This is a genomic window from Desulfovibrio inopinatus DSM 10711 (assembly GCF_000429305.1).
In the GTDB taxonomy this organism is placed as follows: Bacteria; Desulfobacterota; Desulfovibrionia; order Desulfovibrionales; family Desulfovibrionaceae; genus Alteridesulfovibrio; species Alteridesulfovibrio inopinatus.
In genome coordinates this window covers 177,036-195,070 of the sequence record NZ_KE386878.1, presented here as the reverse complement: position 1 = coordinate 195,070, position 18,035 = coordinate 177,036, and the positions used below count along the sequence as shown (strand labels likewise).

Here is an 18,035-nt window from a genome sequence, read left to right as displayed (position 1 = left end):
CTCTAGGCCTGCTTACGCACGAACACCAAACCATTCTTGGATCCAGGCACTTGGCCTTTGACCAGAAGGAGATTGTCCTCGGGACGAACGTCCACGACTTCAATATTGATGCACGTTACACGCTTGCCGCCCATGCGGCCGGCCATTTTCTTGCCCTTCATAACTTTTCCGGGCTCGGTATTGTGACCGATGGAACCGCCGGAACGGTGGGCTTTTTCCGTGCCGTGGGTGGCTCGAAGTCCTGCAAAATTCCAGCGCTTCATGACACCCTGAAAACCTTTGCCCTTGGAGGTACCGGTCACTTTGACCTTGTCTCCGGGAACAAACGTTTCCACAGTGATGTCCTGACCGATTTCATAGCCATCAACGGAATCAAGGCGAAGTTCCTTGAGTTCGCGATACAGTCCACGTCCAGCTTTTTCCTGATGGCCTTTCCCTGGCTTGTTCACTTTGCGTTCCGGAATTTCATCGAAACCGAGCTGCAGGGCGTTGTAACCATCTGTTTCCGACGTTTTGATCTGGATGACAGGGCACGGTCCGGCATTAATTACGGTCACCGGAATGATGGTGCCGTCGTCGCCGAAAATGCGCGTCATACCGACCTTACGGCCGAGAATTCCAAGTGTTTTCGCCATGTTATCCCTCGCTACAGCTTGATTTCAACGTCAACGCCAGCAGGCAAACTCAATTTGCCCAAAGCATCAACAGTTTGCTGAGTCGGCTCAAGAATATCGAGGAGGCGCTTATGAATACGCATCTCGAACTGCTCGCGCGACTTCTTGTCCACGTGAACCGAACGGTTAACCGTTACTTTGTGGATGTTGGTCGGCAACGGAATCGGTCCGGCAATAGCCGCGCCCGTGTTGCGGGCCGTATCGACAATTTCCGTCACTGCTTTATCAAGGATACGATAGTCGTATGCCTTCAGCTTGATACGGATTCTATCGCTTTGCATCGCAACCATGGTTTACTCCGTAATTTCCGAAACAACGCCGGCGCCAACAGTACGGCCACCTTCGCGAATAGCGAAGCGCAGACCTTTTTCCATGGCGATGGGGGCGATCAGTTCGACATTAAAAGTGGCGTTGTCGCCGGGCATGACCATTTCCACGCCTTCTTCCAAAGTAACGACACCGGTGATGTCGGTCGTACGGAAGTAGAACTGAGGACGGTAACCCGAGAAGAACGGAGTGTGACGGCCGCCTTCTTCCTTGGTCAGAACGTAGACTTCAGCTTTAAATTTTTTGTGTGGCGTGATCGAACCGGGCTTGGCAAGAACCTGGCCGCGTTCGACATCATCACGCTTGATACCGCGAAGCAGAGCACCGACATTGTCACCGGCTTGGCCCTGATCAAGGATCTTGCGGAACATTTCAACGCCCGTGCAGGTCGTTTTAACGGTGTCGCGGATACCGATGATTGCAATTTCTTCACCGACTTTCAGAACACCACGTTCAATACGACCAGTAACAACAGTACCACGGCCCGAGATGCTGAAGACGTCTTCGATGGGCATGAGGAACGGCATATCGATATCGCGTTCCGGCTCAGGAATGAAGTCGTCACAAGCCTGCAGCAATTCAAAAATGGGCTTCGCTTCGTCGGAGTTGACATCATCGGATTCCAACGCTTTCAGGGCGCTACCTTTGACAACCGGAATGTCATCGCCGGGGAAACCGTATTTGGACAACAATTCACGAACTTCGAGTTCAACGAGTTCGAGCAGTTCTTCGTCATCAACAAGGTCAACCTTATTGAGGAAGACGACGAGCTGAGGCACACCGACCTGACGAGCGAGCAGGATGTGCTCACGAGTCTGCGGCATAGGACCGTCAGTAGCAGCCACAACCAGGATACCGCCGTCCATCTGGGCAGCACCAGTGATCATGTTTTTAATGTAGTCGGCGTGGCCGGGGCAGTCGACGTGGGCATAGTGCCGCGAGTCGGTTTCGTATTCAACGTGAGCGGTAGCAATTGTGATACCGCGTTCTTTTTCTTCAGGCGCCTTATCGATTTGGTCGAAAGGAATAAATTCACCGCCGCCCTTCAAGCTGGCCAATTTAGTGATGGCCGCAGTCAGGGTCGTTTTGCCGTGGTCAATGTGACCGATGGTGCCAATATTGACGTGAGGCTTTTTGCGCTCGAATTTAGCTTTGCCCATGATTTCCCCCTACTTTTTCTTCGTGATTTCTTCTGCCAGGCTGGCAGGTACTTTTTCGTAGTGATCGAATTGCATGGTAAATGTCGCACGGCCCTGCGTACGAGACCGGAGGTCGGTCGCGTAGCCGAACATTGCGGAAAGCGGAACCTGGGCGCTGATAACCTGGGCACCGGCACGAGCTTCCATGCCAGCAACACGTCCGCGGCGACCATTGAGGTCACCCATGACGTCGCCGAGATATTCTTCAGGCGTCACAACTTCCACAGCCATAAACGGTTCAAGCAACACAGGAGCTGCTTTTGTCATAGCTTCCTTGAAAGCCATGGAGGCGCAAATGAAAAAGGCTTGTTCTGAGGAGTCAACTTCGTGGTACGAGCCGTAAACCAACTCAGCTTCGACGTCGACAACCGGATAGCCTGCAACGGCGCCGGCTTTCAGAGCATTCTGAAAACCTTTATCGATAGCGGGAATATATTCCTTGGGAATAACACCGCCAACAATGGAGTTAACGAAATTGTATCCGCCTTCTTCACGCGGACGCAATTCAAAAACAACATGCCCGTACTGACCACGACCACCGGACTGCTTCGCATATTTGTTTTCATGCTTAATAGCTTTGGTGATCGTTTCACGGTAGGCAACCTGAGGAGCACCAACGTTGGCATTCACACCAAATTCGCGCATCAGGCGGTCTACAATGATTTCCAGATGCAGTTCGCCCATACCGGCAATCAAAGTCTGGTTGGTCTCTTCGTCCGTTGTTACTCGGAAAGACGGGTCTTCTTTTGCCAGTTTCCCCAGAGCCTGAGACAATGTATCACGGTCTGCTTTGGTTTTGGGTTCAATGGCAACTTCAATAACCGGTTCCGGAATATTGAGCGATTCAAGCTTCACCGGCTTTGAGCCATCGCACAGCGTGTCACCGGTCGAAGTAATCTTCATACCGACAGCGGCAACGATATCGCCAGCAAAGGCTTCTTTGATTTCTTCACGCTTGTTGGCATGCATTTTCAACAAGCGACCAACGCGTTCTTTTTTCCCGGTATTCGCATTAATAACTGTCATGCCAGTTTCAATTTTACCGGAATAAAGCCGCAAGAAGGTCAAGTGGCCGATGTACGGGTCGCTCATGAGCTTAAATGCCAAGGCAGCCAACGGCAGCTTGTCATCACAAGGGCACTCAATGACTTTTTCTTCATCATCCGGATCGATGCCCTTAATGGCAGCGACATCGACAGGAGACGGAAGATAATCGATAACAGCATCAAGAAGCGGTTGGACACCCTTGTTCTTGAAAGCCGATCCGCACAAAACGGGACAAATGCTCAAGCCAATGGTCGCTTTCCGGATGCCGGAAATAAGTTCCGCTTCGGTCAGCTCTTCGCCGCCGAGGTACTTTTCCATCAGCGTTTCGTCTTCTTCAGCAATCGCTTCGAGCATTTCCAAACGAAGCTCTTCGTACTGATCGACGAGATCTTCCGGAATGTCCTCGATGGAATACTCTTTCCCCAAAGTGGAATCATCGAAAATGAGTGCCTTACCGCGGATCAAATCCACGACACCGCGAAATTCGTCTTCGGATCCTATGGGAATTTGCAAGACCACAGGCTTTGCATTGAGCCTTGTCTTAATCATATCGACGCAACGGAAAAAGTTGGCGCCGATACGGTCCATTTTGTTTACAAAGCTCATGCGCGGAACATGATACCGCTCGGCTTGACGCCACACGGTTTCTGTCTGCGGTTCAACACCGGCAACAGCGTCGAAAACGGCGACTGCTCCGTCCAGAACTCGCAGGGAGCGCTCCACCTCAATGGTGAAGTCAACGTGGCCGGGCGTATCAATGATGTTCACGCGGTGATCGCGCCAGGAGCACGTCGTCGCAGCAGACGTGATGGTGATACCACGCTCCTGCTCTTGCTCCATCCAGTCCATGGTGGCCTGGCCATCATGCACTTCACCGATCTTATGTGAAACACCCGTATAATAAAGGACACGCTCAGTGGTCGTGGTCTTGCCAGCATCAATATGGGCCATAATCCCAATATTGCGGCACTTCTCGATAGGAACCTTCTTGGACACGGCACTACTCCGTTCTTACCATCGGTAATGAGCAAAAGCCTTGTTGGCTTCGGCCATACGATGGGTGTCTTCCTTTTTTTTCACGGCGCCGCCGCGATTGTTATACGCATCGAGAAGCTCAGAGGACAGGCGAGCAACCATACCTTTTTCACCACGTTTCCGGGCGAATCCGACCAGCCAGCGAATGGCCAACGTAACCTGACGTTCAGCACGGACTTCCATGGGAACTTGGTACGTTGCACCACCAACACGGCGGGATTTGACTTCGGTGTGCGGCTTAACATTGCCAACCGCTTTCTCGAAAGCCTTGAGCGGATCCTCGTTGGTCTTCTCGGCCAGAATATCGAGAGAATCGTAAAATACGCCCTCTGCAACACTCTTCTTGCCGTCAAACATCATACGATTGATGAATTTCTTCACCAAAATGCTGCCGAACTGTGGGTCGGGCAGCACACTACGCTTAGGGATTGGGCCTTTGCGAGGCATAACGCGTTACTCCTTTCCTTATTTCGGACGCTTAGCGCCGTACTTGGAACGACCCTGACGACGATCGGCCACACCGGCTGTGTCGAGCGTGCCACGGATGATATGGTAACGCACACCGGGCAAGTCTTTGACGCGGCCACCGCGGATCATGACGACCGAGTGCTCCTGCAGGTTATGTCCTTCACCAGGAATGTAGGACGTCACCTCGATGCCGTTCGTCAAGCGAACACGGGCAACCTTACGCAAGGCTGAGTTCGGCTTTTTCGGCGTGGTGGTGTAAACACGTGTGCACACCCCACGACGCTGCGGGCATTCCTGCAGAGCCGGGGTTTTCTTGCGCTTCCCAATTTTCTGGCGTTCCTTACGAATCAACTGGTTGATCGTTGGCATGCTGCCTCCAATATTTTCGAATACGGCAAAGACGGGTGGATATAGATGACAACGTCACCCTTGTCAAGCATCTTTGCCCAAAAAAGCTTAACGGGCATCACTAATGATGTCCAACAAGCTGCCCACACAAGAATGTCCGGGAGCGAACTCCCGGACTTGGCGCGAATTCTTTTTACAGTTATCCGGCACCGTTGGCGCCGGGTGCCGTGCTAATTATCCGTCAATTAAGAGCGGATTCTCCTCAAGATCTTCAAGGAATTTATCGGGACGTTCAGGTTGTTCCGGAACTTCGATGTCGCATTCCATGTATTTGCGGAAGCCAGTGCCAGCCGGAATAAGTCGGCCCACAATGACATTTTCCTTCAAACCGCGCAGGCTGTCTTCCTTGCCCATAAGCGACGCTTCGGTCAAGACCTTCGTGGTTTCCTGGAAAGATGCCGCAGAGATAAAGGAATCCGTGGACAACGAGGCCTGTGTGATACCAAGAACAAGTGGTTCCGCCACAGCAGGCTTTAAGCCTTCACGCATGCACTTCTCGTTGACTTCCATGAAACGCATTTTGTCGACCTGCTCACCAATAAGGAAGTTGGTGTCACCAGAGTCGAGAATCTGCACTTTCTTGAGCATCTGACGCACAATGATTTCAATGTGCTTATCGTTGATGCTCACGCCCTGGAAGCGGTACACATCCTGAATTTCTTCAACAAGATATTTGGCGAGGTGTTTTTCGCCCTTAATCTTGAGAATATCGTGCAATTCAGGATGGCCTTCAGTGATGAGTTCGCCAGCTTCAACGAAGTCGCCTTCCTGAACCGTGACGTGCTTGCCGCGGGGAATAAGGTATTCCTTCGGCTCGCCCGTTTCCGGTGTCACAACGACTTTCCGTTTGCCTTTTGTTTCCGCACCGAAAGAGACAATACCGTCGATTTCAGACACAACGGCCAGTTCTTTGGGCTTCCGAACTTCAAAAAGTTCGGCAACGCGTGGCAGACCACCAACGATGTCTTTCGTTTTGGACGTTTCGCGAGGCTTACGGGCGATAACATCCCCTTCCAGAACGGTTTCGCCGTCGCGCACCATGAGAATGGCTCCGACAGGCAATTGGAAGATGGCACGAGAATTGGTATCCGATCGTGTTTTGGGATTGCCTTCCTCGTCGCAAATGGAGACGCTAGGACGAAACGATGTTGTCCTGTATTCAATAATGGTCTGCGTAGCCTTTTTGGTGACTTCGTCAGTCCGTTCTTGATACGTCTTCCCTTCTACGATGTCCGTAAACTTAATGGTTCCGCTGATGTCTGTGACGAACGGTTCGTTAAAGGGGTCCCATTCAGCGATAAGTTGGCCTTTTTTGACTTCTTGACCGGCTTCAACAGAAAGACGGGCACCAGAAGGCAGGCTATATTTTTCCCGCTCTCTCCCTTGATCATCAACCACGCCGACTTGGCCACTTTTACCCAAGATAATGGAGACGTCCTGCGTGTTCTTAATAGTCTTCACACGCGACAACGTGACGCGTCCAGGGTTCTGGGCAGTAATGGACGAACGTTCGATTTCACGAGCCGCCGTACCACCGATGTGGAACGTACGCATGGTCAGCTGGGTTCCAGGTTCACCGATGGACTGTGCAGCAATGATGCCGACAGTTTCCCCGACGTTAACAAGGTGACCACGTGCAAGGTCGCGGCCATAACACATGGCACAAACCCCATACGGGCTTTTACATGTCAGCGTCGAACGTATGGTGACGGCACCAATACCCGATTCTTCGAGCTTTTTGGCGTAGTATTCGTCGATAATCGTATTTTCAGGGATGATGACTTCGCCAGTTTCCGGATCATCCACACTAAACATCGTGACCCGGCCCAAAACGCGTTCATGCACGCGTTGCTTGATATCACCGGCTTTCTTGTAATGTTCGATCTCAAGACCATCAACGGTTCCACAATCATGTTCCGTGACGATGACATCCTGGACAACGTCGACAAGACGACGTGTCAGGTAACCGGAGTTTGCGGTCTTGAGCGCCGTATCGGCCAAACCTTTTCGAGCACCGTGTGTCGAAATGAAGTACTGCGCCACAGACAGACCTTCGCGGAAGTTCGACGTAATCGGCGTTTCAATGATTTCACCGGACGGCTTTGCCATAAGACCGCGCATACCGGCGAGCTGACGCATTTGGTCGGGGTTCCCTCGAGAACCCGATGTCGTCATCATGTAAATCGGGTTGAAACTCGTGTTCTTTTCCTGCTTGCCGGTTTTCTCATCGGTCAGCACATCGATGGAGATTTCTTTCATCATCTGGCTGGCAACGTTGTTTGTGGCTTGTGTCCACACGTCGACAACCTTGTTGTATTTTTCCGTACGAGTGATGATACCATCGGCATACTGTTTTTCGATTTCGGAAACTTCGTTTTGTGACGCTTCCAGAATCGACGCTTTTTGACGAGGAATTTCCAAGTCTTTCACCCCGATGGAGACACCGGCTCGCGTGGCATACTCATACCCAAGATCTTTGAGGCGGTCGCACAAAATAACGGTCGCCTTGGTGCCGGCACGACGGTAGGTCTCGCTGACGAGGAAGGCGATGGTTTTTTTCGTGAGGACGGTGTTGACCAAGCTAAACGGAACGTCATCAGGAAGAATTTCACTGAGCACGATACGACCAGGAGTCGTGTCGATACGTTCCCCGTCTATACGGACCTTGACCCGGGCATGGAGGTCAACGCAGTTTGCATCCAAAGCGCTGATGACTTCGTTCTTATCCGAGAAAATCTTTCCTTCACCGCGGCTAAAGGACCGTTCAACGCTCAGGTAATACAAGCCGAGAACGATATCCTGGCTCGGAATAATGATCGGGTTGCCGCTCGCCGGAGACAAAATGTTGTTCGACGACATCATAAGAACCCGGCATTCAATTTGCGCTTCCACGGAAAGCGGAACGTGAACAGCCATTTGGTCACCGTCGAAGTCGGCGTTGTAGGCAGCGCACACCAGTGGGTGAAGCTGAATAGCTTTACCTTCAACCAGTGTCGGTTCAAATGCCTGAATGCCAAGACGGTGCAACGTCGGTGCACGGTTGAGCATGATCGGATATTCGCGAACAACTTCTTCGAGGATATCCCACACGACAAGTTCTTCGCGTTCAACCATTTTCTTGGCGGTTTTGATGGTCGTAGCCAAGCCCTTCTCTTCCAGTTTGGCGTAAATGAAGGGTTTGAACAATTCCAACGCCATTTTCTTTGGCAAACCGCACTGGTGCAATTTGAGTTTGGGACCGACAACGATAACCGAACGTCCCGAGTAGTCGACACGTTTTCCCAAAAGGTTTTGACGAAAACGTCCTTGCTTCCCTTTGATCATATCACTCAGGGATTTCAGCGGACGACCGTTGGTTCCGGTAATAGCCCGTCCACGCCGACCATTGTCGAACAAGGCATCGACGGATTCCTGCAACATACGTTTTTCGTTGCGGATAATAATGTCGGGAGCACCAAGCTCAAGCAAACGTTTCAGACGGTTGTTCCGGTTAATGACACGACGATAGAGATCGTTAAGGTCGGAAGTGGCGAAACGTCCGCCATCCAGAGGAACCAAAGGACGCAATTCAGGTGGAATGACCGGAATAACTTCCATAATCATCCACTCAGCCCGGTTCCCGGACTCAAGGAACGCTTCAACAACTTTGAGGCGCTTGATTATTTTTTTCTTTTTCGTCTGTGAACGTGTCGTGAGTGACTCTTCACGTAACGTTGTACGCAGTTCAAGCAAATCGATTTCTTCAAGCAAGCCCCGCACGGCTTCAGCGCCCATGCCGACTGTCAGCGCATCTTCGCCGTAATGGTCGATCACCTGCAAGTACTGGTCTTCGGAGATGACCTGCATTTTGCTCAGGTTCGTCTCCATGGGATCTATGACAAGATACGAATCGAAATACAGTACCTTTTCCAGATCGACCATGGTCATATCAAGTAACGTACCAATTTTTGACGGCAGGGTCTTGAGAAACCAAATGTGTGCAACAGGTGCGGCGAGTTCAATGTGGCCCATACGCTCACGGCGAACTTTGGAAGCAATGACTTCAACACCACATTTTTCACACACAATACCGCGGTGTTTCATCCGCTTGTATTTACCGCAGTTACATTCGTAGTCTTTAACTGGTCCAAAAATCTTAGCGCAAAACAACCCGTCACGTTCCGGCTTGAACGTCCGGTAGTTGATGGTTTCGGGCTTTTTCACTTCCCCGAAAGACCATTCCCGAATTTTTTCAGGAGAGGCGATGGAAATCTTAATGGATTTGAGCGAACGGCTCGAAACCTGGTTTGCGGCCGCTCCCCGCATGCTGAAAAGATCGTCCAAGGTCATGTGTTCCCTCGCAATCTCTATATTATGGGGTTTCCCCCGTAAGGCCGTCCGAAGACGTTTCAGACGGCCGAATACGTCGCGTGTCTATCCTACAGAAAGGTGCTGTCGCGATACCGTTGCCTCACCCTAACGCTTGGGTTTGACCTTTCGCTCTTCCTGCAGAAGATTGACATCCAAACCAAGAGACATCAATTCCTTGACCAGGACGTTGAAGGATTCAGGCAGGCCGGCTTCAAGGAAATTGTCGCCTTTGACAATCTTCTCATACATTTTCACGCGGCCGGTCACATCGTCAGATTTGACGGTGAGAAATTCCTGCAACAAATACGATGCACCGTAGGCTTCCAGAGCCCAGACTTCCATTTCCCCAAGTCGCTGCCCACCAAATTGTGCTTTACCGCCCAATGGCTGCTGCGTAACCAAAGAGTAAGGCCCGGTCGAACGAGCGTGAATTTTTTCGTCGACCAAGTGGTGCAATTTCAACATATACATGACGCCGACAGTAACAGGTCGATGGAATCGGTCCCCTGTTCTGCCATCATGGAGATAAACTTTTCCGTCGTCGGGCAATCCGGCCATGGAAAGCCATCGCCAAATTTCTTCTTCTTCGGCCCCGTCAAAGACTGGTGTCTTCGCGATAATGCCATTTTGAAGTGATTTGACGGATTTCACAAATGTTTCATCATCCATGGCATCGACTTCCTGGTCGATTACCGGCGATTCAAAAACCTTTTTCACTTGAGCTCGAATTTCGGCCAGCGGCTGCTTCTCCGCAACCATTTCCGCAAGCTGTTGTCCAAGCTCACGACCAGCCCAGCCAAGGTGGGTTTCCATGATCTGCCCGATGTTCATGCGCGAAGGCACGCCCAAGGGGTTAAGAACGATATCGACGGCCGTCCCGGTGTCATGGAAAAATGGCATGTCTTCAATGGGCAAAATACAGGAGACAACCCCTTTGTTCCCATGGCGACCGGCCATTTTGTCACCGACGTTGAGCTTACGTTTCACCGCCACATACACCTTGACCATCTTGATGACCCCAGGCGGCAAATCATCACCTTCGGTGACTTTGCCTCGCTTTTGATCATAGATGTTCTTGATGTATACCACCTGATTTTCATAGTGTTCAAGAAGTTGATCGATTTCATCGTTCACTTCTCGTGTAGCGAATACGCCGGCAAGCTTTTTGACGGGAAGCACCTGCAGAATATCTTCGCGCAGGGGCTGGTTGGCTTCGAGAAGCACTTCACCTTTTCTGTGTCCCATGATTGTTGTGGCAACAATCTTTCCACCAGCTATGGCCCAAATTTTCTCACGCGTTGTCACGTTGAGAGCGGCGATCTGCGACTCTTCTTTGACATCAAGTTTGTTGAGTTCAAAATCTTCAATCGACTTGGTGCGCTCGTCTTTGTCACCACTGCGCCGGTTGAAAACGCGAACATCAATGACCGTCCCTTCGATTCCGGGCGGCACCTTAAGCGAAGTATTTTTCACATCCCGGGCTTTATCTCCGAAGATCGCCCGAAGCAATTTTTCTTCCGGCGTTAACTGCGTTTCACCCTTCGGCGTGATTTTCCCAACCATGATATCATCAGGCTTCACCTTGGCGCCAATGCGAATAATGCCGCAATCGTCAAGGTCTTTCAGCATTTCTTCGCCCACGTTGGGAATGTCTCGTGTGATTTCTTCCGGTCCCAACTTGGTATCACGGGCAACAACTTCGAATTCTTCGATATGCACGGACGTGAAAACATCTTCTTTCACGACGCGCTCAGAAATGAGGATCGAGTCTTCGTAGTTGTATCCGCACCACGGCATAAAGGCGACAAGCAGGTTCTTACCCAAGGCCAATTCGCCATGTTCAATACCAGGACCATCGGCCAGAACGTCGCCCTTCTTGATCTTTGTGCCAACAGGCAGGCGGGGACGTTGACCAAAACACGTATTTTGGTTGGATTTATGAAACTTCTGCAGTTCGTAGGCGCGTACTCCGCCGGTTTCAGGGTAAATATCCCCTTCATACCGCACCACAAAACGCTCGGCATCGACGAAAAAGATTTCGCCATCGGCCTCAGCTAAAAGACAGGCACCCGAGTCACGGGCCACTGGCCCTTCCATCCCGGTACCGACAAGTGGTCTATCGCAACGCAACAACGGCACAGCCTGACGTTGCATGTTGGATCCCATGAGCGCCCGGTTGGCGTCATCGTGTTCCAAGAAAGGAATAAGTGCAGCAGAAATCGAGACAATCTGACTCGGCGAGATGTCCATTAAGGTTACGTCTTCGGGCAACTGCGTAATTAAGTCGCCTTTCACACGTGCACTAACGAACTCATGTTTAAAGCGCCCATCGTCATCGAGCTCGGTGTTGGCACCGGCAATGACTTCATCGGCTTCGCGTGTCGCATCCAGATACTTAACGTCCTCAGTAACCACTCCATCTTTCACGACACGATACGGAGTTTCGATGAACCCGAAGTCGTTAACACAGGAGTAGGTTGTCAAAGAAACGATAAGACCAATGTTCGGTCCTTCCGGAGTTTCAATCGGGCAGATACGACCGTAGTGTGAAGTGTGCACGTCGCGAACTTCAAAACCGGCGCGTTCGCGTGTCAGACCACCAGGTCCCAGAGCGGACAAACGACGTTTGTGAGTCACTTCGGACAAAGCATTGGTCTGGTCCATAAACTGGGACAACTGTGACGTGCCGAAAAATTCCTTCAGCACAGCCGCGACTGGCTTCGGGTTGATCAAGTCATGCGGCATGAGCGTCGCAACTTCCTGCAGGCTCATGCGCTCCTTAATCGCCCGTTCCATACGAACAAGACCGATGCGGTATTGGTTCTCGACGAGTTCACCGACCGGACGAACACGACGGTTCCCCAAGTGGTCGATGTCATCAGCAGGTCCGTGGCTGTCCTTCAACCAGGTCAGATGCTTAACCGAACGCAAGATGTCGTCATTGGACAATGTGCGGTGATCGAGAGGCAAATCCAAGTTCAGACGTACATTGAGTTTGTACCGGCCAACTGGCGACAGATCGTAGTAGTCGGGATTGCGAAAAAGATTTTCAAAAAAGTTGGCCGCAATTTCAGGGGTCGGAGGCGAACTCGGACGCAGGCGACGATAAATCTCAACCTGTGCCCCGATCATGTCGACGGTCTTGTCGAGAATAAGCGTATCGCGCATAGACGATGATACATCAATGCCGCGCGTATACAGCACAGGAATACGGGTGTTTTCTGACTCTTTAATGCTTTCGATGATTTCCGGGGTCAATTCATCGCCAGCTTCAGCCAAAATTTCACCAGTTTCAGGGTCAACGACATCGTCAGCAACAAAAGAACCAGGAAGAAATTCCGGCTCGATTTCCATCGTCTCAACATTGGCTTGCATCATAAGACGCCAGCCGCGCTTGTTGATCATCTTGCCTTCGGCGATGATGACGTTGCCATCTTTGTCCACGATATCAGCGATCGCTTTTTCCTTCCGGAAAAAATCTTCGTGAATTTCGCGAAAAACCTTGTCGCCTTCAAGACGGTAATACTCGGTTTTATAGAAGTATCCAAGGATATCGGCTTTCGACATGCCCATTGCCTTAAACAAGATGGTGGCGGGCATTTTTCTGCGACGGTCAATACGAACGTGCAAAATATCTTTGTGATCGAAATCGAAATCAAGCCAGGAGCCACGCATGGGGATGATACGGCATGAGTACAACACCTTGCGGGAGGTATGACTTTTGCCGGAATCATGTTCGAAAATAATACCGGGCGAACGCTGCAATTGGTTGACGATAACACGTTCGGTGCCGTTGATGATAAACGTGCCCTTTTCAGTCATAAGGGGCACGGTACCGAAATAAATGACCTGTTCCTTGATATCGCGAATGGTCCGGTTTTCGGTTTCTTCGTCAACGTCATAGACCACCAATCGCACTTTGATGCGAAGCGGAGCCTCGTAGGTCAATCCTTTGGTGATGCATTCGGCCTGATCGTACTTGGGCTCCCCGATCTCGTAGCTTACGTATTCAAGGCTGGCTGTCTTGTTAAAATCCTCAATGGGAAAAACCGACCGAAAAACGCCTTCGAGACCGACGTCTTCCCGGCTGGCCGGAGAAACATCACGCTGTAAAAAAAGCTCATAGGAATCGACCTGCAAATTCAGCAGGTGAGGAATGGCCAGCGTGTTTTTGATTTTTCCGAAAGTTTTGGTAAGCTGCGTCATTTTTCCCTCTGGGATGGTGGTTTGGCGACGGGCGAAACCGTTTCAGCAAGCCAAGGACGTCTTAATATGTGTCCATCCGTCGGCTTCGGGGCAAGGGGGATCAAAATCGTTGCCGTATGCAGGGTCAAAGACCATAAATCGCAGAAAGGGGAAAAGAGCGCACCTCTCCCGCAAGCGGGGGTGCGCTCTTTTGAACCGATACAAAACAGAAGAATCGGGTTACTTGATTTCGCTTTCAGCTCCGGCTTCATCCAGCTGCTTCTTGGCTTCCTCAGCTTCACCCTTGGAAATGCCTTCCTTGATGGTGGAGGGCAGCTCGTCAACCTTGGCCTTGGCTTCTTTGAGGCCCAGACCGGTCAAAGCGCGAACAACCTTAATAACAGCGATTTTGTTACCGCCAGCGCTCTTCAGGACGACGTCGAATTCAGTCTTTTCTTCTTCAGCAGCAGCAGCTTCGCCCCCAGCAGCAGGAGCAGCAGCAACAGCAGCAACAGGAGCGGCTGCAGAAACACCGAACTTCTCTTCGAGTTCTTTGATGAATTCAGAGAGTTCGAGAACGGTCATGTTCGCAATAAAATCAACAACTTGTTCTTTGGTAACATCGGCCATGGGATGGTCTCCTTTTCGGCTAATTCTTTGACTTGTGTCGAGATTAGGCGGCTTCTTTTTGATCCTTGACGCCGTTTAAGACATTCAACATTCCGCGAATAACGTTCGCCATCAAGCTGACGAAGTTGGTCGGAACGGCGTTCATGGTGCCGAGGGTCTTGGCAAGTAATTCTTCTCTGCTCGGCAGCTTGGACAGGTTCTTGAGACCGTCAGTATCAATGAGCTGACCCTGCAAGCTGGCCGTTTTGAGAACAAACTTCTTATTTCCCTTAGCGTATTCCACCAACACCTTTGCGCACGATACAGGATCGTCGTATCCAAAAGCGACAGCGCAGTTTTCCTTGAAGGAATCCTTGAGCACCTCATGCTGTCCGTCGGTCACTGCGATTCGGGCCAAGGTGTTTTTGACAACCTGGTAGTCTACTCCGCTCTCACGAAGTTTGCTGCGCAGGATAGTCAATTCCTCCACCTTCAGGCCCTTGAAATCGGTGACGACGGCAATGCTCGCGCGATCAGCCTTTTCTTTGAGCGCCTCAATGATTTCGGCTTTTTGAGCGCGTTGCACGTATTGCCTCCTCCAATTTCAGGTTATCAAGGCAGAAGTCGGAGCCAAAGCGCGGTCTCGGCAGGAAATTAAGGAGTGTTTCATCCACCTGCTTTCTTTGACTCGCTCCCATGCCTTTGAAATATACTGTGCCGGGAAGACCCAAAAATCTTCCCGGCAAATCGCTTTTAGCCCTCCAGAAAGCGGCGGACAGAAAGCGGATCAATCTGGATACCCGGACCCATGGTGGAGGCCATGGCCAGGGACTTGAGGTACGTACCCTTAGCGGCCGACGGCTTCATACGCATCACGGTCTCAATAAGGGTTTTAAAATTGTCGAGCAGTTTATCTGCACCGAACGATTTCTTTCCAAGGGGCGCATGCAAGACACCGGCTTTGTCAACTTTGAATTCGACACGACCGGCTTTGAGCTCTTGGATGGCGTTGGCAATGTCAAACGTGACCGTGCCGGTTTTGGCGTTCGGCATGAGGCCACGAGGACCAAGCAAACGACCAATTTTCCCGACTTGAGCCATCATGTCAGGCGTTGCAACTGCCTTGTCAAAGTCAAGCCAGCCACCTTGAATTTTTTCGATCAGTTCATCGGCACCGACGAAATCTGCGCCGGCTTCCCGAGCTTCAGCTTCCTTGTCGCCTTTGCAGAAGGCGGCGATGCGCACTTGCTTGCCAAGACCGTGAGGAAGCGTGACTGCTCCACGAACCATTTGATCCGAATGTTTGGGATCGACACCGAGGCACATGGCCACGTCGACTGTCTCATCAAACTTGGCGAAAGCCGACTGCAAAACGAGCTTCATTGCTTCGCTTACATCGAATTTCTGGCTCAGATCAATATCTTTAACCGCATTGCGGTACAGTTTACCATGTTTGGGCATTGTTCTTCCCCTTTTATCCGTAAGCAGCCTAACCGACTACGTCGATGCCCATGCTCCGGGCTGTTCCGGCGATGGTATTGCAAGCGGCTTCCAAGTCTTTCGCGGTCATGTCGGGCATTTTGAGCTTGGCGATTTCCTCAACCTGAGCCATGGTCACTTTCCCGACCTTGTTCTTGTTGGGTTCACCAGAACCCTTGTCAATCTTGGCCGCTTTCAATAAAAGGACAGGCGCGGGCGGCGTCTTTGTAATAAATGTAAAGGAACGATCCTGAAAGACGGTGATTATCACGGGAATAATCATGCCTTTCTGCTCCATCGTACGGGCATTGAACGCCTTGCAGAATTCCATGATATTTACGCCGTGCTGACCGAGCGCGGGACCCACCGGGGGCGAAGGGTTGGCAGCGCCCGCCGGAATCTGCAACTTGATTTTCGCCATTTCTTTTTTGGCCATAACCTACACCACTCCTGAAATTCGTTCGCCTTCAGGCTAATTTTTGCTCACTTGCACGAAATCAAGCTCAACGGGAGTCTGACGTCCGAAAATGGAAACGGACACGCGAAGCTTGCCCTTGTCATAGTTGACGTCTTCGACTACACCATTAAAGCCGCCGAACGGACCGTCGATAACGCGAACGTCGTCGCCGCGTTCGAAATGGAATTTGGGCCGAGGTTGCTCCTGCCGTTTTTCCATCATACTCAAAATTCTTACGGCCTCGCTGTCGCGCATGGGGGTCGGCCTGTTTTTTCCACCCACAAATCCCGTCACACGAGGAATATCCTGTACTAAATGCCAGGAAGCATCATTCATGACCATTTTGACCATGACGTAGCCGGGATAGAATTTCCGGGTGGAAGTTCGCTTTTCCCCCTTCACCAGCTCAATGACTTTTTCGGTGGGAACCACCACTTCTTCGATGAGGCCTTCAGCCTGCCCCGTACGGATCATTTCACGAATAGTCTGTTCGACACGATGTTCGAAACCAGAAAATGCGTGAACGATGTACCACCGCGCCTTGGGTGTCGATTCGCCTTGCAGATCAGGGATGTCGAGATCAGAAATCATGACAATATCAACTCGATCAGCTTAGACAGACTCAGGTCAGTAACACCCAAAAACAGAGAGAACACGACGACGAGAACAAATACGGCAGTGCCGGTGGTAGTCGTCTCCTTACGAGTCGGCCACGTTACTTTTTTGAGTTCGACCTTGGACTCTTCGAAAAATTGCTTGGCTTGGGCGATTTTGCCCGAGATGCCGCCAGCGCTTTCAGACGACGCCTGGGCTTGTACCGGCTTGTTCGTCTGTGCCTTCACGCCCTCTGTCGCGGTCTGCTTGGAGCTTTTGTTTGCCTTTTTTTTGGCCATTTGACTTGCTTCCGAAGGTTTGGACCGTCGTTTTCGGACGCGGCCGTCTTGAGGATGCGTTTACGAAACAGTGCGGCATAAAAAATGGCAGGCCAGGAGGGATTTGAACCCCCAGCCCTCGGATTTGGAGTCCGATGCTCTACCGTTAGAGCTACTGGCCTGCATGAAAGTTCATCAGCGTTACGGCCCCGGCTGTCCCGAGGCCGCACTTAATACTGTGAACGAGCTACTTGGTTTCGCGATGAACCGTATGCTTTTTGTCAAACGGGCAGTACTTCTTCAGTTCGAGACGCCCGGTCGTATTCTTTTTGTTCTTGTTTGTCGAATAGTTGCGTCGCTTGCACTCAGTGCATTGCAACAAGATGTTGATGCGCATGAATTACTCCGTAATCTCCGAAACAACGCCGGCGCCAACGGTACGGCCACCTTCGCGAATAGCGAAGCGCAGACCTTTTTCCATGGCGATGGGGGCGATCAGTTCGACATTGAAAGTGGCGTTGTCGCCGGGCATAACCATTTCCACGCCTTCTTCCAAGGTAACGACACCGGTGATGTCGGTCGTACGGAAGTAGAACTGAGGACGGTAACCCGAGAAGAACGGAGTATGACGGCCGCCTTCTTCCTTGGTCAGAACGTAGACTTCAGCCTTAAATTTCTTGTGCGGGGTGATCGAACCGGGCTTGGCAAGAACCTGGCCGCGTTCGACGTCGTCACGCTTGATACCGCGAAGCAGAGCACCGACGTTGTCACCGGCTTGGCCCTGATCAAGGATCTTACGGAACATTTCAACACCCGTGCAGGTCGTCTTCACGGTGTCGCGGATACCGATGATTGCAATTTCTTCACCGACTTTCAGAACACCACGTTCAATACGACCAGTAACAACAGTACCACGGCCCGAGAT

At 51.3% G+C, this 18,035-nt stretch carries 16 protein-coding genes and 1 tRNA gene; all 17 read right to left on the bottom strand.

Annotation, left to right across the window (positions count from 1 at the left end):
* Positions 1-2: 2 nt before the first annotated feature.
* Positions 3-635 (bottom strand): 50S ribosomal protein L3, encoded by a 633-nt coding sequence (rplC, locus tag G451_RS0121400; protein ID WP_027185838.1) that lies wholly within the window; start codon positions 633-635, stop codon positions 3-5.
* An 11-nt stretch (positions 636-646) separates the two neighbouring features.
* On the bottom strand, positions 647-964 hold the full coding sequence (gene rpsJ / locus G451_RS0121395; RefSeq protein WP_027185837.1) for a 30S ribosomal protein S10: 318 nt from the start codon (positions 962-964) through the stop codon (positions 647-649).
* Between the two features lie 3 nt (positions 965-967).
* A complete protein-coding gene (gene tuf / locus G451_RS0121390) occupies positions 968-2,161 on the bottom strand; it encodes an elongation factor Tu (RefSeq protein WP_027185836.1) in 1,194 nt (397 codons plus the stop codon).
* 9 nt (positions 2,162-2,170) lie between these two features.
* The gene (gene fusA / locus G451_RS0121385) at positions 2,171-4,243 is read right to left on the bottom strand and encodes an elongation factor G (protein ID WP_027185835.1); all 2,073 of its coding nucleotides are present in this window, start codon (positions 4,241-4,243) and stop codon (positions 2,171-2,173) included.
* A gap of 15 nt (positions 4,244-4,258) precedes the next feature.
* Positions 4,259-4,729 carry a 30S ribosomal protein S7 gene (rpsG, locus tag G451_RS0121380; protein ID WP_027185834.1) on the bottom strand — a complete coding sequence of 157 codons (471 nt, stop codon included), beginning with the start codon at positions 4,727-4,729 and terminating at the stop codon, positions 4,259-4,261.
* Positions 4,730-4,747: 18 nt separating this feature from the next.
* Positions 4,748-5,119: a 30S ribosomal protein S12 gene (gene rpsL / locus G451_RS0121375; protein WP_027185833.1), complete on the bottom strand. Its 372-nt coding sequence runs from the start codon at positions 5,117-5,119 to the stop codon at positions 4,748-4,750.
* A 213-nt stretch (positions 5,120-5,332) separates the two neighbouring features.
* A complete protein-coding gene (gene rpoC / locus G451_RS0121370) occupies positions 5,333-9,487 on the bottom strand; it encodes a DNA-directed RNA polymerase subunit beta' (protein WP_027185832.1) in 4,155 nt (1,384 codons plus the stop codon).
* Positions 9,488-9,613: 126 nt separating this feature from the next.
* Positions 9,614-13,714, bottom strand: coding sequence for a DNA-directed RNA polymerase subunit beta (gene rpoB, locus G451_RS0121365; protein WP_027185831.1), 4,101 nt, complete (start codon positions 13,712-13,714; stop codon positions 9,614-9,616).
* Between the two features lie 219 nt (positions 13,715-13,933).
* Positions 13,934-14,323, bottom strand: coding sequence for a 50S ribosomal protein L7/L12 (rplL, locus tag G451_RS0121360; RefSeq protein WP_027185830.1), 390 nt, complete (start codon positions 14,321-14,323; stop codon positions 13,934-13,936).
* A gap of 43 nt (positions 14,324-14,366) precedes the next feature.
* A complete protein-coding gene (gene rplJ / locus G451_RS0121355; RefSeq protein ID WP_027185829.1) occupies positions 14,367-14,888 on the bottom strand; it encodes a 50S ribosomal protein L10 in 522 nt (173 codons plus the stop codon).
* Between the two features lie 167 nt (positions 14,889-15,055).
* Complete coding sequence (gene rplA / locus G451_RS0121350; protein ID WP_027185828.1) at positions 15,056-15,763, bottom strand: 50S ribosomal protein L1; 708 nt, start codon at positions 15,761-15,763, stop codon at positions 15,056-15,058.
* A gap of 28 nt (positions 15,764-15,791) precedes the next feature.
* Positions 15,792-16,217, bottom strand: a complete 426-nt coding sequence (gene rplK, locus G451_RS0121345; protein ID WP_027185827.1) for a 50S ribosomal protein L11 — start codon at positions 16,215-16,217, stop codon at positions 15,792-15,794.
* A gap of 36 nt (positions 16,218-16,253) precedes the next feature.
* A complete protein-coding gene (gene nusG, locus G451_RS0121340; protein WP_051261754.1) occupies positions 16,254-16,829 on the bottom strand; it encodes a transcription termination/antitermination protein NusG in 576 nt (191 codons plus the stop codon).
* Positions 16,826-17,131 (bottom strand): preprotein translocase subunit SecE, encoded by a 306-nt coding sequence (secE, locus tag G451_RS0121335; RefSeq protein WP_027185825.1) that lies wholly within the window; start codon positions 17,129-17,131, stop codon positions 16,826-16,828. The genes nusG and secE overlap by 4 nt, the downstream gene beginning before the upstream one ends.
* An 85-nt stretch (positions 17,132-17,216) precedes the next feature.
* Positions 17,217-17,292: transfer RNA gene (locus G451_RS0121330), tRNA-Trp, on the bottom strand.
* A 65-nt stretch (positions 17,293-17,357) separates the two neighbouring features.
* Positions 17,358-17,507 carry a 50S ribosomal protein L33 gene (rpmG, locus tag G451_RS0121325; RefSeq protein ID WP_027185824.1) on the bottom strand — a complete coding sequence of 50 codons (150 nt, stop codon included), beginning with the start codon at positions 17,505-17,507 and terminating at the stop codon, positions 17,358-17,360.
* Positions 17,508-17,510: 3 nt separating this feature from the next.
* Positions 17,511-18,035: EF-Tu C-terminal domain-related protein (locus tag G451_RS35105; protein ID WP_034643372.1), on the bottom strand; the 525-nt coding region annotated here is incomplete at its 5' end.

Excerpts from the sequence above, each read along its gene's own strand:
- rplC (WP_027185838.1), bottom strand. The coding sequence starts at position 635 with ATGGCGAAAACACTTGGAATTCTCGGCCGTAAGGTCGGTATGACGCGC.
- rpsJ (WP_027185837.1), bottom strand. The coding sequence starts at position 964 with ATGGTTGCGATGCAAAGCGATAGAATCCGTATCAAGCTGAAGGCATAC.
- tuf (WP_027185836.1), bottom strand. The coding sequence starts at position 2,161 with ATGGGCAAAGCTAAATTCGAGCGCAAAAAGCCTCACGTCAATATTGGC.
- rpsG (WP_027185834.1), bottom strand. The coding sequence starts at position 4,729 with ATGCCTCGCAAAGGCCCAATCCCTAAGCGTAGTGTGCTGCCCGACCCA.
- rpsL (WP_027185833.1), bottom strand. The coding sequence starts at position 5,119 with ATGCCAACGATCAACCAGTTGATTCGTAAGGAACGCCAGAAAATTGGG.
- rpoC (WP_027185832.1), bottom strand. The coding sequence starts at position 9,487 with ATGACCTTGGACGATCTTTTCAGCATGCGGGGAGCGGCCGCAAACCAG.
- rpoB (WP_027185831.1), bottom strand. The coding sequence starts at position 13,714 with ATGACGCAGCTTACCAAAACTTTCGGAAAAATCAAAAACACGCTGGCC.
- rplL (WP_027185830.1), bottom strand. The coding sequence starts at position 14,323 with ATGGCCGATGTTACCAAAGAACAAGTTGTTGATTTTATTGCGAACATG.
- rplA (WP_027185828.1), bottom strand. The coding sequence starts at position 15,763 with ATGCCCAAACATGGTAAACTGTACCGCAATGCGGTTAAAGATATTGAT.
- rplK (WP_027185827.1), bottom strand. The coding sequence starts at position 16,217 with ATGGCCAAAAAAGAAATGGCGAAAATCAAGTTGCAGATTCCGGCGGGC.
- nusG (WP_051261754.1), bottom strand. The coding sequence starts at position 16,829 with ATGATTTCTGATCTCGACATCCCTGATCTGCAAGGCGAATCGACACCC.
- secE (WP_027185825.1), bottom strand. The coding sequence starts at position 17,131 with ATGGCCAAAAAAAAGGCAAACAAAAGCTCCAAGCAGACCGCGACAGAG.
- rpmG (WP_027185824.1), bottom strand. The coding sequence starts at position 17,507 with ATGCGCATCAACATCTTGTTGCAATGCACTGAGTGCAAGCGACGCAAC.